This window comes from Croceitalea sp. MTPC5 (genome assembly GCF_036985505.1).
Classification (GTDB): domain Bacteria; phylum Bacteroidota; class Bacteroidia; order Flavobacteriales; family Flavobacteriaceae; genus Croceitalea.
Genome location: NZ_BTGQ01000003.1, coordinates 203,494 through 230,382 on the forward strand (window position 1 = coordinate 203,494; position 26,889 = coordinate 230,382).

The following is a 26,889-nucleotide window of genomic DNA, read 5'->3' on the forward strand; positions in this document are numbered from 1 at the left end:
ACATGATTCGTACGTAATGCCCCTCTTTCTGAAAATGAATTTAAAAGGTATATGCAGCCCGAATACCAGCAAAATAATTTCGTGCATTACCAGGATAAAAATAGCGTGGTTCCGCACCCCCAAAACCAACGGCATTGATTAAAACGGATTGTGCATAGTTGGTGTTCAAGAGATTGTTCAAACCAAAATTGAGACCGACCTTGAACTTTTGTGACAGATCAAATTGATATCGCGTAGAAAGATTAAAAATAGTAAAGGAATCACTACTTAAGGTGTTGGCATCATTCAGTAAAATTTCATCTACAAATTGATGGGTGATATTAAAAACGAAATTTCGCCCGTTTCTTAATGCGATACCAGAATTGATGCGGTGTCTTGGAACCCCGGCCAAAGCATTGCCGGAAAAATCGTTTTCACCATCTACAAAATCGATAAAACGATGGTTGCTGTAACTGTAGCTTAAACGAGGTATCAATAACCAATTACTGCTGATTTTCTGTCGGTACCTTACGTCCAATTCGATGCCTTGGTGTCTGGTCTCGCCGGCATTTCGACCAATAAATTGATCTTCATCGATACGTTGTGCCACCAATAAATCGGTAATGTCCATTTGGTATGCAGCTGCATTCAGGCTTAGATGGCCGTTGAAAAGTAAAAAGCGACCGCCAATTTCATAATTGATTCCTTTTTCTTGCTCAATTTCCGGATTGATAACCCCGTCAGGTGTCAGTGTTTCTTCCAATCCGGGGTTCGAAAATCCCCGTCCGATATTGGCATATAGGTTTCCTTTCTTGAAGCGATAATCCAAGCCTAAACTAGGTAAAAGTATGGGGTCAAAATCCCGTTGTGCCGAAGTGTTCTCCACACCTGCATTGAACAGGTCCCTGAAATCAAAAGTTGTTTGGTTAAATGCCAAACCTGCTTGAATGGTAAATTTTGGGGTCAATCGATAGTTGTAGGTGCCGAAAAGGTTCAATTGTGATCGAAATTCCTTATTGTCGCTTAATTGTGCACCCTGTAGACTACCATTGCCATCATTATCACGAAACTGATTCATAAAAGTTCGCCAATTGTATTCGTCTTTATAAAGTTCAGCACCGATAGTGAAATTCCCCTGAAAAACGGTTCCCTCTAAAATCGACCTAAAACCAAAACCATTCGTGAATTCATCCAAAATATTGAAAGGTCGCGGTTCGTAGTGGTCTAAATACGTGTAAAAGACACTGGTGGTCGTTTTTAATCCAGTATTGAAGAAATGGCTGTACGACACACCTGCCAAGGTATATTTGTTGGCCTCAAAACCGCGGGCGGCCAACCAGTTTGCCGCGGCCCTTCTGGGGTCTTCCCTAAAATCGGTTTGGTTTATCGAGCTGGGGATACTTGCGGTGTAATCAATATAATTCACCAAAAAGTCCAGTTTCCCTTTTGGATATAATTTTACCGATGAGGTCAAAAGAAAGCCATCACGTTCAAAACCATTGTTTTGACGAAAACCATCCGTTTCTAAATAATTATAACTCAAATTAAGATTGAACCCTTTTTCAGAATGCCTAAAGGACAGGTTATCTTTTATAAGATTGAAAGAACCAAAAGTAAGGGTATTGTTTAAAAACGTGTTTCCTACCTCTGGGGGTTTAGTGTTTAAAAGTATTACACCGCCTAAATTGGCGCCCAGCGAAGTACCTTTTGGTCCCTTGACGACCTCTATACGCCCCATATTCTCAAAATCATAGGCCTCAATTGCAGATACACCGGTACCATTGGTGACCGGTATACCGTTAAAATACATGCGAAGTTTATCGGTACCAAAAGGGGTTCTTGCACCAACACCACGTATAGTGATACGGTTGGTATTCAATGCGCCAGAGAGCACATAGAGACCTGAGATCTCATTGAGTCCTGATGCAAAATCAATGGGGCTGTATTGTTCTAAATCAGCAATACCCAAACTTGAAGAAGGGGTAATGCCTACCGCTTTCTTTTTGATGAACTCTTGCAAGAGCACTACTTCATCTAATGTGGTAACGGAATCTTTGGCGTTCTCTTGAGCAAAAAAAGGAAGTGTGGCCACGAAGAGGCACATTAGGCAAAAGACGTGTTTCATCTAAACAAGTGATAGGCTCAAAAATACATATTAAAAACGATAGCCAAGCGTAACACCGCCCCTGCCCACAAGTTCTGGGGCAAAGTCTGAATTGAAAAGATTTCGCCCGATACCTAGGTATAGATCGACTACAAAACCACGTGGGGTAACGAATTTACCCCCTACGGAAATCCCTAACGCAAAATCGGTATAATTCTCCTCATCGCCGGAAATAGCTCCATTTTCATCAAAGGTGGCAATAAAAATATCTTCCCCGGAATTCAACATTCCAAAACCCTCGATAAAAAAACCCTTGGCATATTTCTTTGAAAAATATTGTCGATAGTAGGGGGTGATGGAGAACGTTCGGTATTCATCCAAGACCTCATCATCAGAGAGGCTGTACAAAAGGTTCACCCCGAAAGAAGATTCTTCATTGATCAAATATTCATAGGCCCCGTCTAAATATGAAAAAATAATCAGGTTGGTAGCATTTAATTTCAATTCGTGTTTGTCAGGGGCGTCGTTGGCATCATCATCTTGGGCATTGACAAAACAAAAACATAGGAAAGCAAGAAGCAAAAGCGTGTTTTTTCTCATTGGTTCAAAGTTTGATTGGTTAAAAGAAGCATCAACTATGATGCCAATACTGCGCTTATCTTTAAAAAGATAACAAAATGAAAAATTCCCTAATCCATTCCAGAATGACATCCAATAAAAAGAAGTCGCCTAATAAGAGGGGGACGGCCAAAAAAAACAAATAAGTAGGTCGCCGGGCATCATTGAAATACTAATCGAAGCAGCAACGCTGCCAGTTTCGTAATTTCTATTCCCAATTAACCGAATGGAATATTTTTTTTAAAACCGATATCCGAGGGCTATTCCACCCCTTACCTCAATTTCACTTATAAAACTGTTTTCAGGAACTTCGAGAAGGTTTCTCCCTATTCCTAAAAAGACCTCGGCAACAAAACCTCGTTTGGTAACGAACTTTCCTCCTACAGAAACCCCTATGGCCAGGGTATTAAAATCGATATTTTCATAAACATCCATGAATTCACCTGTAACAGGGTCTTGTATAAAATCTACATAATCATATTCCCTATTAGCGGCATACATCATAAATCCTTCGACAAAGAACCCTTTTGCATACTTTCTTGAAAAATACTGTCGGTAAAAGGGTGTCAAAGAAAAGCGACGGATTCGATTTACATTTTCTGATTGATCCCCGTCCAACGTAAATTGAAGATTAATGCCCAATCCTGATTCTTCGTTGAGTAGGTTTTCATAAGTCAGGTCGATGTATTTGAATGCGATTAGACCAATGGCATCGATTCTGATTTCATCCTTTTTCTCATCAAGTGTTGTCGATTGATCACTGGATTGAGCCAAAATCGTTATCCCAGGAATTACCAAAAGAATAAGTAGAACTATTTTTTTCATGGGTAGGGTTAAATTTTTTTTTTTTGCGAAAAGATAAAGAAAATGAATAAAGGACACCTCTAGAGACTATTGGATTTTATAATTTCATTTTTTAAAGATAGAAAACATGAAAATAGCTTCTTACAATGTCAACGGTATTCGTGCCGCTTTGAACAAGGGTTTTGTGGAATGGTTGCAGTCAGTGGGGCCTGATGTAATTTGCTTACAAGAGATAAAAGCCATGAAAGAGCAGGTAGATGTCTCTTTATTTGAGGCCGCCGGGTACAATTACCATTATTGGTTCAGCGCCCAAAAGAAAGGATATAGTGGCGTAGCACTTCTTTGTAAAAAAGAGCCAGACCATGTCGAATACGGCACAGGAATCGATTATATGGATTTTGAAGGGCGTAATATTCGTGCAGATTTTGGAGATCTATCCATTATGAGTATGTATTTGCCCTCGGGCACCAATACGGACAGGCTTGAATTTAAATTAAAATACATGGCCGATTTTCAAAAGTATGCAGATGGATTGCGCAAAGAACGCGAAAATTTAATTGTTTGCGGAGATTATAATATTTGTCACGAAGCCATTGATATCCATAATCCGGTCGGACTTAAAAACGTTTCTGGATTTTTACCAGTTGAGCGCGAATGGATCGGAAATTTTATAAAAAGTGGGTTTATAGATAGTTTTCGACATTTGAATAAAGAACCACATAACTATACCTGGTGGAGCTACCGTGCCAATGCCCGTAACAACAACAAAGGCTGGCGATTGGATTATGGAATGGTTAATGAATCTTTAAAAGACCGACTAAAGCGATCGGTAATCCTATCAGAGGCAAAGCATAGTGATCACTGTCCGATTCTTCTAGAAGTGGATTAGTAACACGGTCTTAAGATGGATTCTCTTTAGATACCTTAAATTTGATTTTTTTAATAAGCTTGACCAATGAAGTATACTAGATTGCCAAACACCAGTATTCGTGTAAGTAAAATTTGTTTGGGAACAATGACTTGGGGGCGTCAAAATTCCATAGAACAAGGGCATGGGCAAATGGATTATGCTTTTGAGCAAGGAGTGAACTTCTTTGATACTGCAGAGCTATACCCCGTTCCTGCCAAGAAAGAGTTGTATGCGGTAACTGAGGAAATTATTGGCAAGTGGTTCAAAAAAACAGGTAATCGGGATAAAATCATTTTAGCATCAAAAATTGCCGGTCCCGCTGACTTTACAAAGTTCATACGCACCACGGGTTTTAGCAAAGATTCCATTATCACGGCAGTAGAAGGCAGCTTAAAAAGATTGGAAACGGATTATATCGACCTGTATCAATTGCATTGGCCCGAACGAAATACGAACTACTTTGGGCAACGTGGTTATAATACCGATGCGCCCGATTTTTGGGAAGATAACATCCATCAGGTATTGGAGACGCTGCGTGATTTGGTTCAAGAAGGTAAAATTCGACATGTGGGGTTATCGAATGAAACCCCTTGGGGGACCATGCGTTTTATTGAAGAGGCCAAGGTTCATCAAGACCTGCCAAGAATGGTCACTATCCAAAACCCTTATAGCTTGTTGAATAGATTGTTTGAAGTCGGACTTTCAGAAATCTCACTTCGTGAGAAAATAGGGCTATTGCCGTATTCCCCACTTGGTTTCGGAGTATTGAGCGGTAAATATTTAGGAGGTCATAAACCACGTAAGGCGAGGGTTACCCTTTTTCCGAATTACAATCGCTATAGTAGTGAAAATTCGATGGCGGCGACTCAAAAGTATTTTGATTTGGCCCAAGAGCATGGACTTTCATTGGCACAAATGTCACTGGCATTTGTAAACACCAGGGCTTTTGTTATCAGCAATATCATTGGTGCCACCACTATGGAACAGCTCAAGGAAAATATTGATAGTATCAATGTGGAACTATCTGATGAGGTCTTAACCGGTATCGAGGCAATCCATAACGAAATTCCAAATCCGGCCCCTTAATCGGGCAGGGCGTAGGCCCGATATTCATCCCCAGAAGATGTTCCCATTTTACCACCGCCACAGGCAATGACCACGTATTGCTTGCCATTGACCTCGTAGGTGGCAGGCGTCGCATAACCTCCTGCCGGTAAATTGGTTTCCCACAATAGATTTCCTGTCTGCATATGAAACGCACGAAACTTTTCATCTTTGGTGGCTGCGATAAATAGTACTCCGCTGGCGGTGATTACGGGCCCACCATAATTTTCAATTCCGGAAACGGGGTGGTTGGGGTCATCTAATGCTTCTTCATGCCCTAACGGAATTTTCCAAAGATATTCCCCGGTATTCAAGTCAATGGCATTTAGGGTTCCCCACGGTGGCGTCATGACCGGAAAACCCCTATTGTCCTTAAAACGGCCAAAACCGGCGACGGCGTAAGGTACTTTTACCGATGGCACTTCAGCCCGATGATCGGTTTCTTCTTGAATTCCTGAAATATAATTGGCTATTCCCTTTAGTTCCGATTCAGATAGATTAGGCATCCCTGGCATGGCACCTTTCCCATTTTTTATGATACTTTGAATGGAGTCTACTGAAAAACGTGCTTTTACATGTTGTAGTTCAGGTATGGCGCCGAGACCCTGCAATTCCCCACCATGGCATCGTGCACAATGTATTTGGGTAAGTGCGGAACTATGATTTGATTTTTCTTTGGTGTTGGAATCGACTTTTTTCATACGAACGATCCAGGCCATCTCATTGGAGTTGACATACATAATTCCTTTTTCGGGATGCATGGCCGCACCTCCCCATTCCGCACCTCCATCGGCACCAGGGTACAGCAAGACACCGGTAGTGTCAATGGGAATGAACTGACCTTTAGAGGTAATTTGCTTGAATTTATCCAGCACCGTCGGTGGATTCTTATTTTGGTCTTTGTCTATAAAATCATCAACAAAGGCAGGTTGATTTGGGGCATACAAATCTTCTTTCGTCAATACTTGTTTGGCGAAAGGTGCAGGTTTTGTCGGTAAAGGTTGTGTTGGATGTGCTTTTTCACCCTCCAGCTTGGAATTGGGATAGGCTTTTTCGTCAATAGGGAACAAGGGCTCACCAGTAACCCGATTAAAAACAAAAACATGACCGCTTTTGGTTACTTGGGCAACTGCTGGTATGGTCTCACCATCACGTTTCATTTCAAAAAGATTTGGGGGTGCCGGTAGGTCCCTGTCCCATAAATCATGATGTACGAATTGGTAATGCCAAATGCGTTTACCAGTTTTGGCATCCAATGCTAAAAGTGAATTGGCAAAAAGATTTTCGCCATGTCGGTCCCCTCCATACCAATCAAAAGCAGCCGAACCTGTTGGAAAATAAACAATGCCCCTTTCATGGTCTATGGCATTACCCGACCAACTATTGGCGCCACCAACGGTTTTATACCCTTCTTTGGGCCAGGTGTCATAACCGAATTCCCCCGGTTGTGGAATGGTATGGAATGTCCATTCAATTTCACCGGTAAGTACATTATAAGCACGAATATGCCCTGGGGAAGAACCGGGTCCTTCACCAACACGGGTACCCATTATCAATAAATTGGCATGCACTGCACCAGGGGTATTGGCGTAAACCGCTAATTTCGAAGGGTCCCTACCCAGGCCCTCCCTTAAATCAATACTTCCGTTGGTGCCGAAACTTGTAATGGATTTGCCTGTTTCAATTGATACTGCATAGACCTTAAAACCTGAGGCAAAGAACAACCTACCTTCCTCTATTTCTGAATTTGGGTTCCAGAAACTCAATCCTCGGTTCAACCCAAGACCGGTATTATCTTTTGTGGGTGGCTTGAATTTCCATATTTCCGATCCGGTTGCCCCATCGACAGCAAACAGTTCCATTGTGGCATTCACACCATACAAAGTTGAACCAATAATCATGGGATTGGTCTGTATCTGTGTTGTTCGCCCTTCTTCAAGACCCCCGCTATTATAGCTCCATGCCAGTTTTAATGACTTTACATTATTGGTGTCGATTTGGGTAAGTCGGCTAAAATGCGACCTGCCTGAATCACCGAGATAGTCATTCCAATTATCGTAGTCAGGTTGTGTAACTAGTTCAAGGTTTTTTTCTTCACATGCAGATAATACCAGAAATAACCCCAAAAGGGTTAGCTTAAAATACGTTTTCATGATAGTTGGATCAGTACTTTAAAGATAAACACTTTTTAACCAAACAATTCCACGACCACTTGTTCGATTTTTGAAGCGAGTTTGACCTGAATTTTGGTCTTCTTTAGCCCAATTTTATTGTTTTTGGAAACATAAATGGTTTGAAAACCCAATTTTTCGGCCTCCAAAATTCGTTGGTCAATTCGCTGTACGGGCCTTATCTCCCCTGCAAGACCAACTTCTGCCGCAAAACATGCCCCTTTTTCAATGGCAATATCACTGTTACTTGATAAGATTGCGGCGATTACCGCCAGATCCGTGGCAGGATCATCGATAGAAATTCCCCCTGTAATATTTAGAAAGACATCCTTCGCAGCGAGTTTGAATCCCGCGCGCTTTTCCAATACGGCCAACAGCATATTTAAACGTTTGGCATTGAAACCTGTCGCAGAGCGTTGCGGTGTTCCATACACGGCGGTACTGACCAAGGCCTGAATTTCCAAAAGTAGCGGTCTCATGCCTTCAACGGTTGCGGCAATTGCCGTTCCGCTCAGGTCTTGGTCATTCTTTGAAATCAATACTTCAGAAGGATTGTTCACCTCACGAAGACCGCTGCCTTGCATTTCATAAATGCCTAATTCTGCCGTGGAGCCAAATCTGTTTTTTAATGATCGTAGAATGCGATAGACATAATTTCGGTCCCCTTCAAATTGAAGCACGGTATCAACCATATGCTCCAAGATTTTCGGCCCGGCGATCGTGCCATCTTTAGTGATGTGACCAACTAGAATGACAGGTGTGTTACTCTCTTTGGCGAACTTGATCAGCTCAGCGGTACACTCCCTTATTTGGGAAATACTACCCGCGGCGGATTCGATATAATCGGAATGCAATGTTTGAATGGAATCGATGACCACCAGGTCAGGTTCAAGGGCAACGATTTGCTGAAAGATGTTCTGGGTTTTGGTTTCGGTAAGGATAAAGCAGTTCTCTGAATTTGGATGGATGCGATCTGCACGCATCTTAATCTGTTTTTGACTTTCTTCCCCAGAGACATAAAGGGTTTTATAAGCTAGTTTTAAAGCGATTTGAAGCAATAAAGTGCTTTTTCCAATTCCGGGTTCGCCCCCTAATAAGGTTAGTGACCCAGGTACCAATCCGCCACCTAAGACCCTATTGAATTCTTGGTCAAGGGTATTTAACCTGATTTCCTTGTCATTTGCAATATCCCTGACCAATAAGGGTTTGGCAGCTTTTTGCAGGGTTGACGAAGAAGCTTTCCAAGCTTTTTTTTCCTCTTTTTGTACCACTTCTTCAACAACGGTGTTCCATTGTTTGCAAGAGGTACATTGCCCAATCCATTTTGCATATTGTGCACCACAATTTTGACAGAAATAAGCGGTTTTGGTCTTTGCCATCTATCCAATCGGAATTTGGCTAAAGATAGTGGATTTGGTCGGTAAGATTTATGGGGAATCCTATTTTAAAAGGATCGTACTACGCAATGTCAATACCCAAAGTCTGCTTTTAAGGCATCTATTTTATCCAAGGCCATGTCTTTTGTCAAAAAGTCGATTTCATTCATTTGAAACGCTTTTTCGAAAGCCTTGTATGCTTTTTTCGGCTCCCCGACCAACTCGAGATATTCCCCTTCAAAGTAAAAGCCCATCATAGTCTCAGGAAACTGTTTCTTACAAATACTGGACAAAGGCTTTAAGGATTCATAATCCTCTTTTTTCAAGCATCCTGCATAGATGGCCATAATATCGTTCAGTTCTACCTCTTTTTTGAAACCAAGTAATTTTTCGATCATACCGTATTTATCCTCTAAATAAGCGATTACGGGTTCGTTTGAGGTCAGTATTTCTTCTTTATATTCTTTTGGGCTGATTGGTCTGAATAATTTAAATATGTTATCAAAAGACTTACTGATACCATAGGCTGCGATGGAGATGTGGTCAGGTTCATCATACTGGTCAAAGAAATAGTGCAGGTTCTCTTTTTGGATCGAGGCAATCGCAGTATTCATTTGAAGTATACGTTGGCGGTCTTCGGTCGGTTCTTTCTCAAGCACGATATTGTAGAATAGCTCTTGATCCAAGTCTAATAATCGTGCCGGAACTCGAGCATCCATTTCGGGTGCTAGAACAGGAGAGATGGATAAGTAGGCATTGAACAACGATTTATTCTTAAAAAGAAAGTAGTTGCCAAAATTAGCCGTAATGTCATAGCCGATGAACATTTTAAAGGGTGCGATACTATAACTCGTTTCAAGGTATGGAATCAGCTCGGTACCTAAAAATTCATAAAACAGTTGCCCCTTTTCCGTAGGTAGTCCGGTAGTTTGCTCAAAATCACAATCCTCCCAGCGCAAATCACCTTCATCTTGATGTATTCCGACGATAATGGCTTCGGGCATTCGGTTGTGGGTGCTGTAAAACTTGGCATTGGCAACAACATTGTCGAAAAGATATTCGGCATCCAAAACCACGATAAGGGGATATTTTTTTTCCTCATCATAGTTTTCAGGAAAATAATACGAAACGTCGCGGCGCTCTTGAAGCTTGAATGATTCGAAGATCTCTTGTTTGACTTGGCAATTTACCCCCATACTCAATAGGGCAATAAAAAGGAAGATTGGTCTGGTCATTTGAAAAGATTTTGATAACCAGTTGTTATCGATTTCTGTTCAATAACGGTAAGAGTATAAATGATATTGCCCCAAAAAGAACCACCATAAGGGTTTGCGAGATCCACATTATCCATCCGAAGGCTTTTCCTGATACCTCAGGAACAGCAAATAAAGACAAGGCCGCGGTAACCGCAATAGGATAGGCCCCGATACCACCATTGGTCGTTGACATTGCGAATGCTCCGGCTATAAAAGCGACCAAAAGCTGCGAGAATGACAGGTCGATTGTTGCAGCAACCGTATATTTAATGACCCAGAACATGGCAATATAACAGCCCCAGATAAAAAAGGTATGGAAAATAAAATGCCATTTCTTTTTCATTTTTAAGATGCTTGATACCCCGTCTAGCATCCCGTTTAAGAAGTTCTTCAATTTTAACCCAAAACCACTATTTGATCTTCTGATTAAAAATACAAAAGTGATAAGGCCAACGATTCCGATTCCTAAAATTACGGCTGAACCTAAAAGGCTAACCCCTTTTTCACTTAAAAAATCCAAAATAATATCCGTTTGGAGAAAAAGGGCCAAGGCAATAACCAATAATAGCATTATCAGATCAATGACCCTTTCGGTGACTATCGTGCCAAAACCTTTTTCGAAGGGTACCCCTTCATATGTAGTCAAGGCGGTAGCCCGCAAAAATTCACCGGATCTTGGTATGCCCAAGTTCGCAAAGTAAGCCATTAGTATTATAAAAATATTATTGCTCAATTTGGGCCTGTACCCTAAAGGATTGAGCATAAAATTCCAACGAACTGCCCTTGAGATGTGGCTCAAAATCCCAATACCTACGGATAGCAGAACCCAAAAAGGGCTAGCATTCGAAATATTCGTAATGATTTGCGTGCGATCTTCTGCAGTAGTGGCGTTGTACGAATACCAGACCAAGAAAAGACCAATTGCAATTGGAATAATCGTTTTAAGAAATTTCTTCATTGAAACACCCAAAACTACCTCAATAAGTTGGTTGTTTCATCAGGGAAGACCAAAGCAGGATTGAATTTTTTAGCCTCTTCGATATGCATTTGCGCATAAGTGATCAATATCAGAACGTCACCAACGGCGACTTTTCGGGCTGCGGCACCATTTAAGGTCAACTCGCCCGATCCCCGGGGTCCGGGTATGGCATATGTTTCCAATCGCTCACCATTGTTGTTGTTCACGATTTGAACTTTTTCGCCACGTATGATATTTGCGGCATCCATCAAATCTTCATCAATGGTAATACTGCCAATATAATTTAAATCGGCGCCCGTTACTTTTACACGATGTATTTTTGACTTGACAACTTCAATTTGCATAGGGCAAAATTACTTAATTAAGGGCGATATTGTCAATTAGTCGAATTCCCTCGACGTATGCAGCGATAAACGCCCTGTATTTTATGTTTTCCTGTTTGTTTGTCATGGGTGTCAAGGTCTCGATGTCAGCTATCTCAAAATATTCCAATTCGAGCAGCTCATTCGCATTGAACGCGTTGATTACCCAATTCTTTATAGTACTAGCACTTTTCATGCCAAATTCAGATTTGACAGTTTGTAGGGTTTGGTAGATAAAACCCGCCCGTTCTTGGGCTAATTTAGAGAGTCTTTCATTTCGAGAACTTTTGGCCAATCCATTTTGCTCTCGCACTATGGGGCAGCCAATAATTTCACAGGGAATACCTTCAAGCTCCACCAGCTTTTTGATGATCTGTAATTGTTGAAAGTCCTTTTCGCCAAAATACGCCCTTTGCGGATTTACGATATGCAATAACAATGATACTATGGTAGCTACCCCATCGAAGTGACCTGTTCTGAACGCTCCTTCCATGGCCTTTTCAAGACCATTGAAATCAAAAGACCTTGAAACAATACGGTCATCATAAATATCAGTCTTTGAAGGGGCAAACACCATAAGGTCTTCAGAAACGGTCTCTAAAAAGCGTATATCTTGCTGTAAGTTTTCAGGATACTTCTCAAAGTCCTCTTCATTATCAAATTGCGTAGGGTTTACAAATATGCTCACTACAACAAGGTCATTTTCAGAAACGGCTTTTTTGACCAAAGACAAATGCCCATCATGCAAGGCACCCATTGTGGGTACGAAACCTAGGGCCAGGCTTTTGACCTTTTCGCCCTTAAGAAGCGCATTTAAATCGTTTTTTCTAGTAAATACATGCATGTGTTTTGATAAAGGCGTGCAAAAATACCATAAATACTGGTAATCTACATAAATTTTGTACTTTTGCAGCTACGTTTTTTCGAATAGACAAAAATTTCGTTTATGACTGGCAAAAAGATATTGTTTGTATCTTCAGAATTAGTACCCTACCTTCCAGAGAATCAAGTTTCCTTAATGTCATACGAGGCCCCAAGAATGGTCAATAGCAAAGGCGGTCAGATTCGTATTTTTATGCCGCGTTACGGCAACATCAATGAGCGAAGGCATCAACTTCATGAAGTTATCCGTTTATCTGGAATGAACTTGGTCATCAATGATATGGATATGCCCTTGATCATAAAAGTCGCTTCGATTCCGAGGGAACGTATACAAGTTTATTTTATTGATAATGAGGAATATTTCAAAAGAAAGGGAACGTTCTTTGATAAAGATGGAAACCTTTTTGCCGATAATGATGAGCGGGCCATATTTTTTGCCAAGGGTGTGGTCGAAACGGTCAAAAAATTAAATTGGTCTCCAGACATTATCCACGTCCATGGTTGGATGGCTTCCCTTTTGCCCTTGTATCTAAGGGAGTACTATGCTGACGAACCGATTTTCGCCGATAGTAAGATCGTGACCTCGGTCTATGAAAAAGGCTATGAAGGGGCATTGGATATAAAGATGCAAGAGAAAATAGCCTTTGATGGCATAGACCATGCTAAAGTCAGTTCACTGAAAACACCCGAATATAATAATTTGTTAAAGGTTGCAGTAGATTATTCCGATGCGATTATTTTAGCCTCGGAAGCGATTTCTGATGATTTAACAGAATACATTTCCAAACAGGATAAGCCAGTTTTACCTTATGTTTCATTTCAAGAAGCAGAGGAAGCTTATTCGGATTTCTACAATACGGAAGTTTTAAAGTAAGCCAAATGGGTTTGAAGAAAAGTTTGGTTCCGGCGATAGCCGGAATGTTCGGTCTGGTTTTATTTCTTGGTAGTTGCGAAGAAGAACTCGATACTTTAGGTGATGGTGTGATTGGCGGGGAACCTTTCGAGACCAATCGTGCCGAATTTGATGTTTTTGCGTTCAATAAGAATGTGGTAGCCGTTCAAACCAATAGGCTTCCAGTATATCAAGTAGGAACTTACAACGACCCTGTCTACGGTCGAAGGGAAGCACATATTACCAGCCAATTACGATTACCTGTCAATACGAATACCGGTTCGATTATAAACACCTTTGGAAATCTTTCCCAAGCGCAAGAGGATGGTGCCGAAAATGACGAAAATCCAGACACCATTGATGAGGAAGAAACGATTACAGAGGTCATTTTATATATGCCTTACCAATTGATACCTAGCACGAACAATGATAGTGACGGTGATAGTGTGATTGATAGTGAAGATTTGGACCCCAATGATCCAAACAGTGATTCAGATGGTGATGGTGTTACGGATAGTGAAGAACGAAATCAAGGTTCTGACCCCTTGAATGCTGATGAAGATGGTTCAGAAGAAGATTTTGTCCCGAATACCTTTCCGATTGCTTTTGAGCTTGATTCCATATACGGTTCAGAAAATGCATTATCACAACCTTTTAACTTTAAGGTGGAGCGCTCCTCTTTCTTTCTACGGGATTTAGATCCAGAAGCTAATTTTGAGGAGGCTCAAGAGTACTTTAGCAATACCAATATTCCAAGTTTTGTGGAGGGAGCCCCACTTTTTGAGGGTGAGGTTACCATTAGCAATGAACAATTTGTAATTTTTGAGGAAGATGATCCAGAAACGGAAACGGATGAATCTGAAGTTGTAGACGAAAGGTTGCCACCAGGCATTAGAGTGCGGTTGGACCCACAATTTTTTCAAGAAAACCTCTTGGATATGGAAGGTTCATTGGAATTACTTAGTCAGGCCAACTTTGCCAATTTTCTGAGAGGACTTCACTTTTCATTGCAACCTGCAAACGGTGATGTCATGTTGCTCTTAGATCTCTCGCAAGCCACAATAACCTTAAACTACGAATTTCAAGACTATATCGATACGAATATATCTGATGATGAATTGGGTTCCGTTGAGACCATAGAACGGGAATTTGTCTTAAACCTGTTGCGAAATCAGAACAATACAACGTTCGGGAACGCCGTGAATACATTTATAGACGATCCTTTTTCCGCTGAGGTAAGTGATGAATTGGATACTGGTGTGAACGCCTCACGAATCTACCTCAAAGGCGGTTCTGGGGTATATGCCGAACTGTTCCTTTTTGATGAAGATGAAGATGTGGCAGCTGACATTATCGATGGGATAAGGGCGAATAACTGGATCATCAATGAGGCGATCCTGTCCTTTTATATCGATGCCGAAAAATTAAATGGACCTGAAGGTTTTGTAGAACCACCAAGACTATACTTGTACGACACTGAAACAAATTTACCCCTTATCTCTACAGGCACGGAGAATTCGGTTTCCCAATTGCCGCTCGGACAATTTCTGAATTATGACGGTATTATCCAAACTGATGAAGATGGGGATGGAATCAAATACTCCATTCGTATTACAGAGCATATCAATGATTTGATTCTAAGGGATGCACCGAATGAAAAACTGGCGTTGACTTTAACCGCGAACATCGGAATCTTTGCGGTTCTGGATGCCATGGGTGATTCGGGAAATGTTGAAGAATTACCCGTGCTTTCCAATGTTATTCCATCCGGTACGGTGTTGTTCGGTAACAATGTGGCTCCAGAAAATGAAGATAAAAAGTTGAAACTGGAGATTTTCTTTACCGAGATTGATTAATATCTGGGCCATAAACATACAATTCAGGTTTTTTTTACGTTTATCCATTAATTTGATTCGATTCGTACTGTGATAGTATATTTTTGCGAAATATTATCAAGTTGTGCTTCAATCTAATACGTTAATTTATGTGTGGAATAGTCGGATATATTGGTCATAGAGACGCTTATCCCGTAATAATAAAAGGTCTTCAAAGACTTGAATACCGCGGGTATGATAGTGCGGGGATCGTGCTCTTCGATGGGGAGGAAACCCATCTCGCAAAAACGAAGGGTAAAGTAGAAGATCTTAAGAATAAGGTAGAAAAAGGCATTTCTACCAATGGAAAATTGGGCCTAGGTCATACTAGGTGGGCCACGCATGGGGTGCCTAATGATGTCAATTCGCATCCCCATTATTCAAATTCGGGTGATTTGGTTATCATCCATAATGGAATCATTGAAAATTATGAGTCCATTAAAAAAGCCCTTTTAAAACGGGGTTATGAATTCAGATCTGATACAGATACCGAGGTGCTTGTAAATTTAATCGAAGAAGTAAAGAAAAAGGAGGGTGTAAAATTGGGTCAGGCAGTTCAAATAGCCCTGAACCAAGTTGTAGGAGCGTATGCAATCGCTGTTTTTGACAAGAACAAACCTGATGAGATCGTGGTTGCCAAATTGGGTAGTCCTTTGGCGATAGGTATTGGTGAGAATGAATATTTTATCGCTTCTGATGCTTCTCCTTTTATTGAATTTACCAATAATGCGGTATATCTAGAAGATGAGGAAATGGCCATAATCCGTGTTGGAAAAGAAATCAAACTTCGTAAAATCAAAGACGATGCGATTGCCTATCCTGATATTTTAGAACTTCAGTTAAATCTTGAGGAGATTGAAAAGGGGGGATATGACCATTTCATGCTTAAAGAGATTTATGAGCAACCAAGGGCGATATTAGATACCTATCGTGGACGATTATTGGCCGATAAGGGTATAATTAGAATGGCGGGGATCGACCAGCATTTAGGAAAATTTTTAAATGCAAACCGAATTATCATAGTGGCGTGCGGTACTTCATGGCATGCGGGTCTGGTTGCTGAATATATCTTTGAGGATTTGGCTAGGATTCCCGTCGAAGTCGAATATGCGTCAGAGTTTAGGTATAGAAACCCGGTTATTACCGATAAAGATGTATTGATTGCCATTTCACAGTCAGGTGAAACTGCCGATACCTTAGCAGCCATAAAAATGGCCAAAGAAAAAGGTGCTTTTGTCTTTGGGGTATGTAATGTGGTCGGTTCTTCAATAGCTAGGGAGACCCATGCAGGGGCATATACGCATGCCGGTCCTGAAATTGGGGTTGCATCCACGAAAGCATTTACGACCCAAATTACGGTGCTTACGTTGATAGCATTGAAGCTTGCCAAAGAAAAGGGCGTTTTTTCTGAATCAAAGTTCCATGAGTTTTTAACGGAATTGGAAGGTATTCCTGAAAAAGTTGAAAAAGCATTGGAATCCAATGTATTGATAGAACAAATCGCTGCCGAATATAAAGACTCGTCAAATTGTCTGTACTTAGGTAGGGGCTATAATTTTCCGGTAGCTTTAGAGGGTGCTTTGAAACTGAAGGAAATCAGCTATATACATGCCGAAGGCTATCCCGCCGCAGAAATGAAACATGGGCCTATCGCGTTGATTGATGAAGAAATGCCGGTAGTCGTCATCGCAACCCGAAAAGGACACTACGAGAAAGTGGTGAGTAATATTCAAGAGATCAAGTCTAGAAGTGGTAAGATCATTGCCATCGTTACCGAAGGTGATGAAACCGTAAAGGAATTGGCGGATCATGTCGTTGAAGTACCTGAGACTTCTGAACCATTGACACCTTTATTAACGACCATACCTTTGCAATTGCTCTCATACCACATAGCCTTAATGCGAAATTGCAATGTGGATCAACCCAGAAACTTGGCAAAGTCAGTTACTGTAGAGTAACCTTTAGATTTTATAGAATTTTAGAAAAGTCGTCTTAAATAGACGACTTTTTTGTTAAATCCCTATTTATAACTTCATTTTTTTAAACAAAAAGTACTATGCATGCATAATTCCTTTTTATTTTTATTGATTTGAACTCAAAAAAATGTATATTCCGCTCGATATTTTTACGCTGATTTAAAACTAACTTAACTCAAATTCAAGTCTAATGAAAAATTTAATTTTGACATTTTTCCTTTTGTTGGGAGTTTCCTCAATGGCCCAAACAACGATTACAGGAAAAGTGGTTGATGACAATGGCGAGCCTATACCCGGGGCAAATGTTGTGGTAATTGGTAAGGCTGAGGGGGCAATAGCCGATTTTGACGGTAATTTCACCTTAACGACACAAGAAGTACCCCCTTTCAAGGTAAAAGTGACCAGCATTGGTTTTTCTGAGGTTGTAGTCGAGGTTACCTCCAACAATCAAAACCTATCGGTTACCCTAAATGAGGCTTCTACCTTGCTTGATGAAATCGTTATTTCCGCTTCGCGCACCCCAGAACGTATTTTTGAGTCCCCTGTTTCGGTAGAGCGCTTCGGATTGCGTGAAATAAAGAACACCACCGCTGAATCATTTTATGGCGGGTTACAAAACTTGAAGGGTGTTGATATCAATACCAATAGTTTAACTTTTCAATCCATAAACACCAGGGGTTTCGCCACATTTGCCAATACACGATTTTTGCAGTTGGTCGATGGGATGGACAATACCGCTCCCGGTTTGAATTTTGTGCTAGGAAACTTGGTAGGGATGTCTGAGCTTGATGTGCTTAGTGTTGAGATTTTGCCAGGAGCCTCTTCGGCACTGTATGGAGCTGGTGCGTTTAACGGTATTTTGTTTATGCGAAGTAAAAGTCCATTTGATTTTCAAGGCCTAAGTGCTTACGGCAAAACAGGTATTACCTCTCAAGAAGTTGCAGGGGACAATACCTATTATGATGTAGGGATACGTGCTGCCCACGCCTTTAGCGATAAATTTGCCGTTAAAGCCAACATTTCACTTTTAAGAGGTGAAGATTGGCATGCAGCGAACTTCACCGATATCAATCGCCCTGGTGAAGATAGAACGAATCCGGCCTTTGATGGATTGAATGTTTATGGTGATGAGGTTTCCACGCCCCTTAATTTTGATGCCCTAGCTGGGCTTCCATCCGGTACGTTGGGTACGGCGGTGGTTTCGAGAACCGGTTATGAAGAAGGGGATTTGGCAAACTACCAAGCAGAAAGTTTGAAAACGGACTTTGCGGTACACTACAGGCCTTTTGGTGATGACCTTGAATTAATTTATAACGGACGTATTGGTCGTGGTACCACTATTTATCAAGGTGCTAACAGATACTCCGTTGATGGCTTTACCATGCAGCAACATAAATTGGAACTAAAGAACGATAATTTCTTTATTCGAGGTTATATTGTTTCTGAAAATTCAGGTAACGCTTACGATACGCGATTTGCCGGTATCAATGTAAACAGAAGATGGAAATCGGATCAAGATTGGTTTACCGAGTATGCCCAGACATTCATTGGGGCTAGATTGGGCGTTGGTTCGGGCGTATTGGCTACTGAAGAACAAGCGCATGCAGCCGCGCGTGCCGCAGCGGATACAGGACGTTTTCTTCCGGGAACATCACAATTCGAGAGCGCATTCAATCAGGTCATCAATGACGGCGATTTGACCACAGGGGCCAAATTTATAGATAACACAAAATTTCGTCACGCAAACGGAAACTATAATTTGGCGCACTTGATCAATGACTGGGCCGATGTTCAAGTGGGCGGTTCGTACAGGGAATATGAACTGAATTCGCAAGGAACTATTTTTACCGATATCGACGGGCCTATCACCTATGATGAGTATGGTGGTTATGCACAGCTTCAGAAAAAATTTATGGACGATCGATTGAAGTTTACCGCTTCAGGAAGATATGACAAGAATGAATTTTTTGATGGCTTTTTCTCCCCAAGGGCAGGTTTATCCGCAACCTTGGGCGAAAGACGAAACCATAACCTTCGCGTTTCGGTACAACAGGGTTTTAGAAACCCGACAACACAAGATTTGTTTATTGGTTTGAATGTTGGTAATGCGATTTTGGTGGGATCGGCTCCTGATAACTTGGATAGGGATGTAAGAAACTTTGATTTGAGTGCCAGCGGCCAAGCCCTTACGGGTCAAAGCTCGGTTCAGGTATTGGGTAGGGCTGCCTATGAAAATGCTTTTTCATTGACGTCGGTGGTTGCTGGAAACCCTACTGCCGTCAATACACCATTGGTGCAACCAGAAGAGATAACGGCTTATGAGTTAGGGTATAGGGGCCAAATAGGCAAATTTACCATTGATTTAAGTGGGTACTATAACAGTTATGATAATTTCATATCGCAAACACAGACCTTTGTGCCCTTGTACGGAGAAGCTGGTGATGGCGGTTTATCTTTATTGGCCCTTCAGAATGGTGATTTTGAAGTATATCAAGTATATACCAATTCCCCGCAAGAAATTACTTCTTATGGAGGTACGGTAGGTGTTGATACAAAAATCGTAGGCTTTGACTTGGGTGTAAACTATACCTATACTAAACTTGAGGATGAAGAAGAATTGAGGGCCCAGGGTATAAGAACTAATTTCAACTCTCCCGAGCATAAGGTAAAAGCCTCTTTTGGAAAGACCGATCTTTTCAAAAATTTCGGATTTGGAGTGAACTACCGTTGGAGTGATAGTTTCTTTTGGGAAGCTTCTTTTGCCGATGGCGATGTACCTGCCTATACTGTTCTGGATGCCCAAATCAACTATTCGGTACCCAGTATCAAATCTATCTTTAAAGCAGGTGGTTCGAATATCTTGAACGAAGAATATTTTCAAGCGGTCGGTTCAGGTCTTATAGGGGCTATATACTACGTTTCTTGGACGATTAACCCTTAAAAAAGCCAGCTCAAATATTTTGATAAGGGCGCCCCATTCGGGCGCCTTTTTTTGTTGTCAAAAAAAGATTTCAGAAGTTTCTATTTACGAATCGAAAAACATATCTTTGCAGCCGGAAAAATTAGCGTTTTCCAACATAAAAATCGAACAAAACGAAATAAGCAAGTAATGGCTAAAGTTACAGGTAAAGTTGCCCAAATCATCGGACCGGTTATTGATGTTGAATTTGAATCAGGTGCTGATATACCAAAGATTTATGATTCATTGGAAATCGCAAAGGCCGACGGCTCTAAACTGGTTTTAGAAGTACAGTCCCATGTTGGGGAAAATACGGTTAGAACCATTTCTATGGATTCTACCGATGGATTAAGTAGGGGTGTTGAGGCAACTGCCACAGGTAGTGCCATTCAAATGCCAATCGGGGAAGAGGTATACGGTCGACTTTTTAATGTAATCGGTGATGCGATTGATGGAATGGAAAACTTGCCGAAATCTGGTGACGACGGCTTACCAATTCACCGTGAGGCACCAAAATTTGAAGATTTATCCACTTCTACCGAAGTGCTTTTTACAGGTATTAAAGTAATTGATTTGATTGAACCTTACGCTAAAGGGGGTAAAATTGGATTGTTCGGTGGTGCGGGAGTTGGTAAAACGGTATTGATTCAAGAATTGATCAACAACATTGCGAAAGGACACGGTGGTCTATCTGTTTTTGCAGGTGTTGGTGAACGTACCAGGGAGGGTAACGACTTACTACGTGAGATGTTGGAGTCTGGTATTATCAAATATGGTGATGACTTTTTACACTCCATGGAAGAAGGTGGATGGGATTTATCAAAGGTTGATAAAACCGCAATGAAAGAATCGAAAGCGACTTTCGTTTTTGGTCAGATGAACGAACCCCCAGGTGCACGTGCGCGTGTGGCCCTATCAGGCTTGACGATTGCCGAGTACTTCCGTGACGGTGCAGGTGACGGTCAAGGTAAAGACGTACTTTTCTTCGTAGATAATATTTTTAGGTTTACACAAGCAGGTTCTGAAGTATCGGCACTATTGGGCCGTATGCCTTCAGCTGTAGGTTACCAACCTACATTGGCAACCGAGATGGGTGCAATGCAAGAGCGTATTACCTCGACTAAAAGAGGTTCCATTACATCGGTTCAAGCGGTTTATGTACCTGCGGATGATTTAACGGATCCAGCACCGGCGACAACGTTTGCCCACCTTGACGCTACGACAGTACTTTCAAGAAAGATTGCGGAGTTAGGTATCTATCCTGCGGTTGACCCCTTGGATTCTACCTCAAGGATTTTGACACCAGAGATATTGGGTAACGATCACTATGGTTGCGCACAACGAGTAAAAGAACTACTTCAGCGATACAAAGAGTTACAGGATATTATCGCGATTCTTGGTATGGAAGAGCTTTCTGAAGAAGACAAACTGGCCGTTGGTCGTGCAAGACGTGTACAACGCTTCTTGTCACAACCTTTCCACGTGGCAGAGCAGTTTACGGGTATTCCGGGAGTATTGGTCGATATCAAGGAAACCATTAAAGGTTTTAATATGATTATGGACGGTGAGTTAGATCACTTGCCAGAATCTGCCTTTAACTTGAAAGGAACCATAGAAGAGGCTATCGAAGCCGGAGAGAAAATGTTAGCGGAAGCGTAAAATAGTTAAGAGTTAAGAATTTGGGGTTCAGGGTCTTCCATGAAATCAAACTCTATCACTCTTAACACGTAACTCATAACTGAAAACTATGTATTTAGAGATCGTATCCCCAGAAGCAACGTTATTTGCAGGAGAAGTAACTTCAGTTACCGTACCCGGTATCAATGGAGAATTTCAGATGCTTCAGAATCACGCACCGATTTTATCATTGCTGCAAGAAGGTAATGTCAAGATTAAAGGTGATATGAAGATCGACGAAGATTTTCAGGGCAAATTTTCAAAAGGGGCTGACGGAGAAACTGTGCTTTCCATCACCAGTGGAACCATTGAAATGAAAGATAATAAAGTAATTGTACTTGCTGATTAAATTAGTTCGTACTCTAGAATTAAAAGCCACTCTTTCTTAGAGTGGCTTTTTTGTTTGAAAGCCACAAGGATATCAATCGGATATTCTTTTAAATTCCTTGCTTCAATAAATCTTTACGTTACATGATTAGGTCTAGTTTGTTTGTGGCTGATCACTACTTGGCATTTCAATAAAGATCGTACTTTTGGGTTATGCCGTATTTTCCAAAAAAACTAACCGAAAAACTCAAAGCCAGAAGGTTGGACAGTACCTTGCGAAATCTTAGTCTGATCAATAATTTGGTTGATTTTTCATCCAACGATTATTTGGGGTTTTCAAAAGAAGGGCAGATTGAAAAATCAGCTCAAAATCAAATGGTAGGTCAACTAAATGCCAATGGGGCTACGGGTTCCCGGTTATTATCAGGAAATCATCCATTGCATGAAGAACTGGAAGCTCTTTTAGTTACGTTTTTTGAGGTAGAGAGCGGCTTGCTTTTCAACTCAGGTTATGATGCCAATATCGGTTTCTTTTCCAGTATTCCCCAACGTGGGGATATCATTTTTTATGATGAGCTTGTTCATGCCAGCATTCGTGATGGTATTAAAATGAGTGATGCCAAAGCCTATAAATTCAAGCATAATGATTTAAGCAGTTTAAAACAACATATTGACCGTTCAAGAAATCAAGGTTTTGAAGGAGCGTCTTATGTAGTTACGGAATCCATTTTCTCTATGGACGGTGATATTCCCGACTTAGAAGAATTGGCAACCTATTGTTCGCAGAATGGCCTTTTCTTGATTGTTGATGAAGCACATGCGACCGGGGTTTTCGGAAAAGGGCTCTTACATCAGCTTAAATTGCAAGATAGGGTGTTTGCCCATATCGTTACCTTTAGTAAAGCCTTGGGCTGTCACGGCGCGGCCATTTTGGGTAGTTCAGATCTAAAGGACTATCTTATCAATTATGCCCGTAGTTTTATCTATACCACAGCACTGCCACCACATGATATCGCTGTTATTTTATCCGCTTTCCATCATTTGCAATCCGAAAAGGGAAAAATGCAAATCAGGAGGCTTCAAGAAAATATTGGGTATTTTAAAGCTAAGCTTGATGAATTTGAACTGTGGAACGTATTTTTATCCAATGAATCGGCGATTCAAATTGCAATGATTCCCGAAAATGATAAAGTGAGGCATGTTTCCAATGTTTTAAGGGATAATGGGTTTGATGTAAGACCTATTTTATCCCCTACTGTTCCAAAGGGCAAAGAACGGTTGCGATTTTGTGTACATGCGTATAATACAAAAGAAGAAATAAAGAAAGTGCTTTCATTGTTAAAACAACATCATAATGGGTAAAGATCTTATCACGATAGGGACTTTCGAGTTTTTGGCCGACGTTCAAATCATCAAGGGCAAGTTGGAATCAGAAGGCATTTCGGTTACTTTAAAGGATGAAAATACAGTAGGTATTGATCCTTTCGCCAGTAACGCCCTAGGCGGTATTAAATTACAAGTACATCGCTCTGATGAAGAGCGCGCTAGACTCATATTTGATCAAGTAAGGAATTATGCCCTGGACGATGATGGCAATTTGGTGCAATGCCCTAATTGTAAAGCTCAAAAATCAGAGGTAATTTACCTGCGAAATACACTTTGGTACAAACTCTTCCCTTTTTTTGAACCTAAAAAATACCGTTGTACCAACTGTGAGTTTATAACAAAAGCAAACTAATGAAACTATTCATTACGGGAATATCTACGGAGGTCGGTAAAACAATGGCCTCGGCTATTGTGACTGAAGCACTTAACGCTGACTATTGGAAACCGGTACAAGCTGGGGATTTAGATTACACAGACAGTCATAAGGTCAAAGAATTAATATCCAATTCAAAATCGGTCATCCATGAAAACAGTTATGCCCTCAATACACCTATGAGCCCTCATGCAGCAGCTGATATTGATGGGGTGAAAATCGAGCTGGATAAAATTCAAGAACCCAGAACAGAAAACCATTTGGTGATTGAAGGTGCGGGCGGACTTTTAGTACCACTTAACGATAATGACACCATATTTGATTTAATCAAACCGGAATATAAGGTCGTTGTGGTTTCAAGACACTATCTGGGCAGTATCAACCATTCCCTTTTGACCATTAATGCCTTACAGGCAGAAGGTTTGAATGTCGGAATCATCTTCAGTGGCGACGAACATCCGACCACGGAACAGATTATTTTAAAAAAAACGGGGGCCGCCCTTTTGGGTAGGATAAATGAAGAACAATGTTTTACCCCGGCTATAGTCAAAAAATATGCGGAAGTCTTTAGGGAAAAATTACTCCAATTCTAGTTTTTGGTGAATTACGGCAGTATCAATAGTATCTAATGGCTGATACCCTTTTAAGAGCTGTAGGTTGATGTAGAAGTTGGCATTGTACTTTTTCTTGTCAAAAACACGCCGGTTTTTGCGCGTAATAATATAACGAGGCGAAATTTCCTCGATAATATGTTGAAGTTCTTCTTCGCCGGTTTTTCTAGGGTTCTCATACGCAAAAAACATTTCGTCTTTTAAAATATTACTAGGTTGGGTCGCCGCCTTCGTGATGGGATTAATGCCCAATACCCAATATCCGATATGGAATTCAGCGAAAAAGGCATCACCCGTTTCAAGGCCCTTTTGAGACAAATATTCTGGTACAGCAATACCTTCACCGTTGAAAAAACTGCCCCTTTGAATCTTATGTTTGGCAATAGCGTAGTATTCTAAATAAGACTCTATGGGAATAAGTACTAATAGTGCGGCCACAATAATACCGATACTTTTAATGGAACCTTTAAGACTTTTTGAAACCAAAAGTGCAACTAAGGGTAAGATTAGCGGATAAATTAAGATAAGGTAGTGTCCGTTTACCCTGCCACTCTTTAAAAAAGCCACTAAGGTGCCAAGCGTGGCAACCATTAAATAAATCGTTGTTGCATTGTTTGTTTTGAATACTCCTTTTCTCACACCAATGACAAGAATCGCCAAGAACGGTAATAGGTAAAAGAATAGTTTAAGTGTTGAATATTGTCTTGCGCCGGCGTAAGCCAAGGGCGCCTCTATAACCGATCTCCACCATAACGGTAATAGTCCTTCTAAATAATATGGTAATAAGGTCAACCCGATGATACTCAAAATACCAATGCCATATAGCATCGGCTTGCTTACAGAAAACAATTTTTTAGTCCTAAAGTAAGCCAAATACGTAATAGCAAGACCTAAGAATAACGCGACATAGGCCAAATTTAATTTGACCATTAGACTACAACCAACAAGCCCCCCTATAACCAACCAATACAGATTGGAAGAATGGTTTCGTGATAGCAACCAAATTGCCGGGGTCAAAAATGCCATGGCAATGTGTTCTGACATTACGCCTTGAAGGCTTCCAAAAAGACTTTGCAAAATAACACAACTAAATGCGGTAATAGCCCCAATACGTTTTGTAGTCTGTGAAGCGGTCAGTTTATAGGTGTAAAATGCGGTAATACTGACCAGCAAAACGCCAGCAACGCGAATGGCAATAAAACTCTTTCCGAAAATTTTGATGATTACAGCGAAGAAAAAGAAATTCAGGGTGGGCTTTACATCCCAAAGGGTAGTAAAAGGTAAATGACCATCTACCCACGATTGCCCCATGATGATAAAGCTGCTCTCATCACGATCAATGTAGTCCCTAAAGAAAAAAGGCAACCTAATGAATAGTCCGTACAAGAATACGAGAACGAAAATACTACTGTCAGATAGATTTTGAACTTTTCTGAACAATTTACCCATTCAGCGTGCTTTTATGTGATTTCCAAATTTTATACAGATCTATCCATAACTTGAAAAAGTACGTTAGTTTCACTTTAGATTCCCCTTGGTCGATCCACTCTTTAACGGGTACCTCTTCCATAAATGCCATAGCATTAGACTTTCCGTAGTGCTTTAAGAGCCTACTGAATAATTCAACATCAAATAGCCATTTTGATATAAAAGGATTTTTAAAAGCAATTTTTGCCACCTCTGTATTAAAAACTTTGCATCCACATTGTGTGTCATAGACCTTTAGATCCAGTATGCTTGAAATGAATGTTGCTATAATTCTGCCAGCTAAAAAGCGCGAAAACTTGCGCTCGACAATTGAACCTATTTTTAAGATCCTCGAGGCGAAAACAAATTGTTTACCCTGTTTTACGTATTTCTGATAAGAATAACATTCTTCTAAAGAAGTGGCTAAATCGGCATCCAAATAAGCGATAGTGATATCGACTGTTGTTTGAATTACCTTCAATACCCCATTTCTGACCGATTCGGCTTTTCCCATATTATGGGTATTCGATAGTATCGAGATTTGGTCGGGGTACTGCTTCTCAATAGACTCTAAAACGGTTAGGGTATTATCAGTCGAGGCATCGTTTACAAATAGTACCTTGGCATCCGGATTTTGTTTTAAGAAGTTTAAAAAACGGACTTTGGGTAGTCTTTCAGCTTCATTGTAACAAGGTACGATTATAATCAAAGCATAAATTTGATAGTAACAAAGATAGAAATGATTTTCTTGGGCTTGACCAAAATACTGTTGAAAACCAAAATAGCTTTCACCATCTTTGTA

The 26,889-nt window shown here is 40.8% G+C and carries 22 protein-coding genes; 11 read left to right on the forward strand and 11 right to left on the reverse strand.

Going from position 1 to position 26,889, the window contains the following annotated elements; genetic code table 11:
- Positions 1 to 40: 40 nt before the first annotated feature.
- The 3 genes from AACM45_RS10895 to AACM45_RS10905 form a co-directional block, all read right to left on the reverse strand.
- Positions 41 to 2,104 (reverse strand): TonB-dependent receptor family protein, encoded by a 2,064-nt coding sequence (locus tag AACM45_RS10895; protein ID WP_339142638.1) that lies wholly within the window; start codon positions 2,102 to 2,104, stop codon positions 41 to 43.
- A gap of 30 nt (positions 2,105 to 2,134) precedes the next feature.
- Entirely contained in the window at positions 2,135 to 2,683 is a 549-nt protein-coding gene (locus AACM45_RS10900) for a DUF3575 domain-containing protein (RefSeq protein ID WP_339142640.1), read from the reverse strand.
- Between the two features lie 258 nt (positions 2,684 to 2,941).
- On the reverse strand, positions 2,942 to 3,526 hold the full coding sequence (locus tag AACM45_RS10905; RefSeq protein WP_339142642.1) for a DUF3575 domain-containing protein: 585 nt from the start codon (positions 3,524 to 3,526) through the stop codon (positions 2,942 to 2,944).
- A 106-nt stretch (positions 3,527 to 3,632) separates the two neighbouring features.
- On the opposite strand from AACM45_RS10905, the gene AACM45_RS10910 reads away from it, so the two are divergent.
- The gene (locus AACM45_RS10910) at positions 3,633 to 4,394 is read left to right on the forward strand and encodes an exodeoxyribonuclease III (RefSeq protein ID WP_339142644.1); all 762 of its coding nucleotides are present in this window, start codon (positions 3,633 to 3,635) and stop codon (positions 4,392 to 4,394) included.
- Positions 4,395 to 4,460: 66 nt separating this feature from the next.
- Complete coding sequence (locus AACM45_RS10915) at positions 4,461 to 5,501, forward strand: NADP(H)-dependent aldo-keto reductase (RefSeq protein ID WP_339142645.1); 1,041 nt, start codon at positions 4,461 to 4,463, stop codon at positions 5,499 to 5,501.
- On the opposite strand, the gene AACM45_RS10920 is transcribed toward AACM45_RS10915, so the two are convergent.
- The 6 genes from AACM45_RS10920 to panC form a co-directional block, all read right to left on the reverse strand.
- Positions 5,498 to 7,672 (reverse strand): outer membrane protein assembly factor BamB family protein, encoded by a 2,175-nt coding sequence (locus AACM45_RS10920; RefSeq protein ID WP_339142646.1) that lies wholly within the window; start codon positions 7,670 to 7,672, stop codon positions 5,498 to 5,500. The genes AACM45_RS10915 and AACM45_RS10920 overlap by 4 nt on opposite strands.
- Before the next feature lie 35 nt (positions 7,673 to 7,707).
- Entirely contained in the window at positions 7,708 to 9,069 is a 1,362-nt protein-coding gene (gene radA / locus AACM45_RS10925) for a DNA repair protein RadA (protein WP_339142647.1), read from the reverse strand.
- Between the two features lie 89 nt (positions 9,070 to 9,158).
- A complete protein-coding gene (locus tag AACM45_RS10930) occupies positions 9,159 to 10,301 on the reverse strand; it encodes an alpha/beta hydrolase (RefSeq protein WP_339142648.1) in 1,143 nt (380 codons plus the stop codon).
- 25 nt (positions 10,302 to 10,326) lie between these two features.
- On the reverse strand, positions 10,327 to 11,292 hold the full coding sequence (locus AACM45_RS10935) for a lysylphosphatidylglycerol synthase transmembrane domain-containing protein (protein WP_339142649.1): 966 nt from the start codon (positions 11,290 to 11,292) through the stop codon (positions 10,327 to 10,329).
- A gap of 2 nt (positions 11,293 to 11,294) precedes the next feature.
- Positions 11,295 to 11,645 carry an aspartate 1-decarboxylase gene (panD, locus tag AACM45_RS10940; protein WP_339142650.1) on the reverse strand — a complete coding sequence of 117 codons (351 nt, stop codon included), beginning with the start codon at positions 11,643 to 11,645 and terminating at the stop codon, positions 11,295 to 11,297.
- Between the two features lie 13 nt (positions 11,646 to 11,658).
- Positions 11,659 to 12,507 (reverse strand): pantoate--beta-alanine ligase, encoded by an 849-nt coding sequence (gene panC / locus AACM45_RS10945; protein ID WP_339142651.1) that lies wholly within the window; start codon positions 12,505 to 12,507, stop codon positions 11,659 to 11,661.
- A 102-nt stretch (positions 12,508 to 12,609) separates the two neighbouring features.
- Here panC and AACM45_RS10950 point away from each other — a divergent pair, with 102 nt between their 5' ends.
- The 9 genes from AACM45_RS10950 to bioD all read left to right on the forward strand — a co-directional run bounded on the left by AACM45_RS10950 (position 12,610) and on the right by bioD (position 24,602).
- Positions 12,610 to 13,419, forward strand: a complete 810-nt coding sequence (locus AACM45_RS10950) for a glycogen/starch synthase (protein ID WP_339142652.1) — start codon at positions 12,610 to 12,612, stop codon at positions 13,417 to 13,419.
- 5 nt (positions 13,420 to 13,424) lie between these two features.
- The gene (locus tag AACM45_RS10955; RefSeq protein ID WP_339142653.1) at positions 13,425 to 15,293 is read left to right on the forward strand and encodes a DUF4270 domain-containing protein; all 1,869 of its coding nucleotides are present in this window, start codon (positions 13,425 to 13,427) and stop codon (positions 15,291 to 15,293) included.
- A gap of 128 nt (positions 15,294 to 15,421) precedes the next feature.
- Positions 15,422 to 17,269, forward strand: a complete 1,848-nt coding sequence (gene glmS, locus AACM45_RS10960; protein WP_339142654.1) for a glutamine--fructose-6-phosphate transaminase (isomerizing) — start codon at positions 15,422 to 15,424, stop codon at positions 17,267 to 17,269.
- A gap of 208 nt (positions 17,270 to 17,477) precedes the next feature.
- Entirely contained in the window at positions 17,478 to 20,228 is a 2,751-nt protein-coding gene (locus AACM45_RS10965) for a TonB-dependent receptor (RefSeq protein ID WP_339142655.1), read from the forward strand.
- 168 nt (positions 20,229 to 20,396) lie between these two features.
- A complete protein-coding gene (atpD, locus tag AACM45_RS10970) occupies positions 20,397 to 21,905 on the forward strand; it encodes a F0F1 ATP synthase subunit beta (RefSeq protein ID WP_339142657.1) in 1,509 nt (502 codons plus the stop codon).
- 88 nt (positions 21,906 to 21,993) lie between these two features.
- Entirely contained in the window at positions 21,994 to 22,272 is a 279-nt protein-coding gene (locus AACM45_RS10975) for a F0F1 ATP synthase subunit epsilon (RefSeq protein ID WP_339142659.1), read from the forward strand.
- A 191-nt stretch (positions 22,273 to 22,463) separates the two neighbouring features.
- On the forward strand, positions 22,464 to 23,612 hold the full coding sequence (locus AACM45_RS10980; RefSeq protein ID WP_339142661.1) for an aminotransferase class I/II-fold pyridoxal phosphate-dependent enzyme: 1,149 nt from the start codon (positions 22,464 to 22,466) through the stop codon (positions 23,610 to 23,612).
- The gene (locus tag AACM45_RS10985; RefSeq protein WP_339142663.1) at positions 23,605 to 23,988 is read left to right on the forward strand and encodes a DUF2007 domain-containing protein; all 384 of its coding nucleotides are present in this window, start codon (positions 23,605 to 23,607) and stop codon (positions 23,986 to 23,988) included. The genes AACM45_RS10980 and AACM45_RS10985 overlap by 8 nt, the downstream gene beginning before the upstream one ends.
- Positions 23,988 to 24,602, forward strand: coding sequence for a dethiobiotin synthase (bioD, locus tag AACM45_RS10990; protein WP_339142665.1), 615 nt, complete (start codon positions 23,988 to 23,990; stop codon positions 24,600 to 24,602). The genes AACM45_RS10985 and bioD overlap by 1 nt, the downstream gene beginning before the upstream one ends.
- Here bioD and AACM45_RS10995 read toward each other — a convergent pair.
- Complete coding sequence (locus AACM45_RS10995) at positions 24,588 to 26,069, reverse strand: ArnT family glycosyltransferase (RefSeq protein ID WP_339142667.1); 1,482 nt, start codon at positions 26,067 to 26,069, stop codon at positions 24,588 to 24,590. The genes bioD and AACM45_RS10995 overlap by 15 nt on opposite strands.
- Positions 26,062 to 26,796: a glycosyltransferase gene (locus AACM45_RS11000; protein WP_339142668.1), complete on the reverse strand. Its 735-nt coding sequence runs from the start codon at positions 26,794 to 26,796 to the stop codon at positions 26,062 to 26,064. Before AACM45_RS11000 ends, AACM45_RS10995 begins: the two co-directional genes overlap by 8 nt.
- Positions 26,797 to 26,889: the final 93 nt, after the last annotated feature.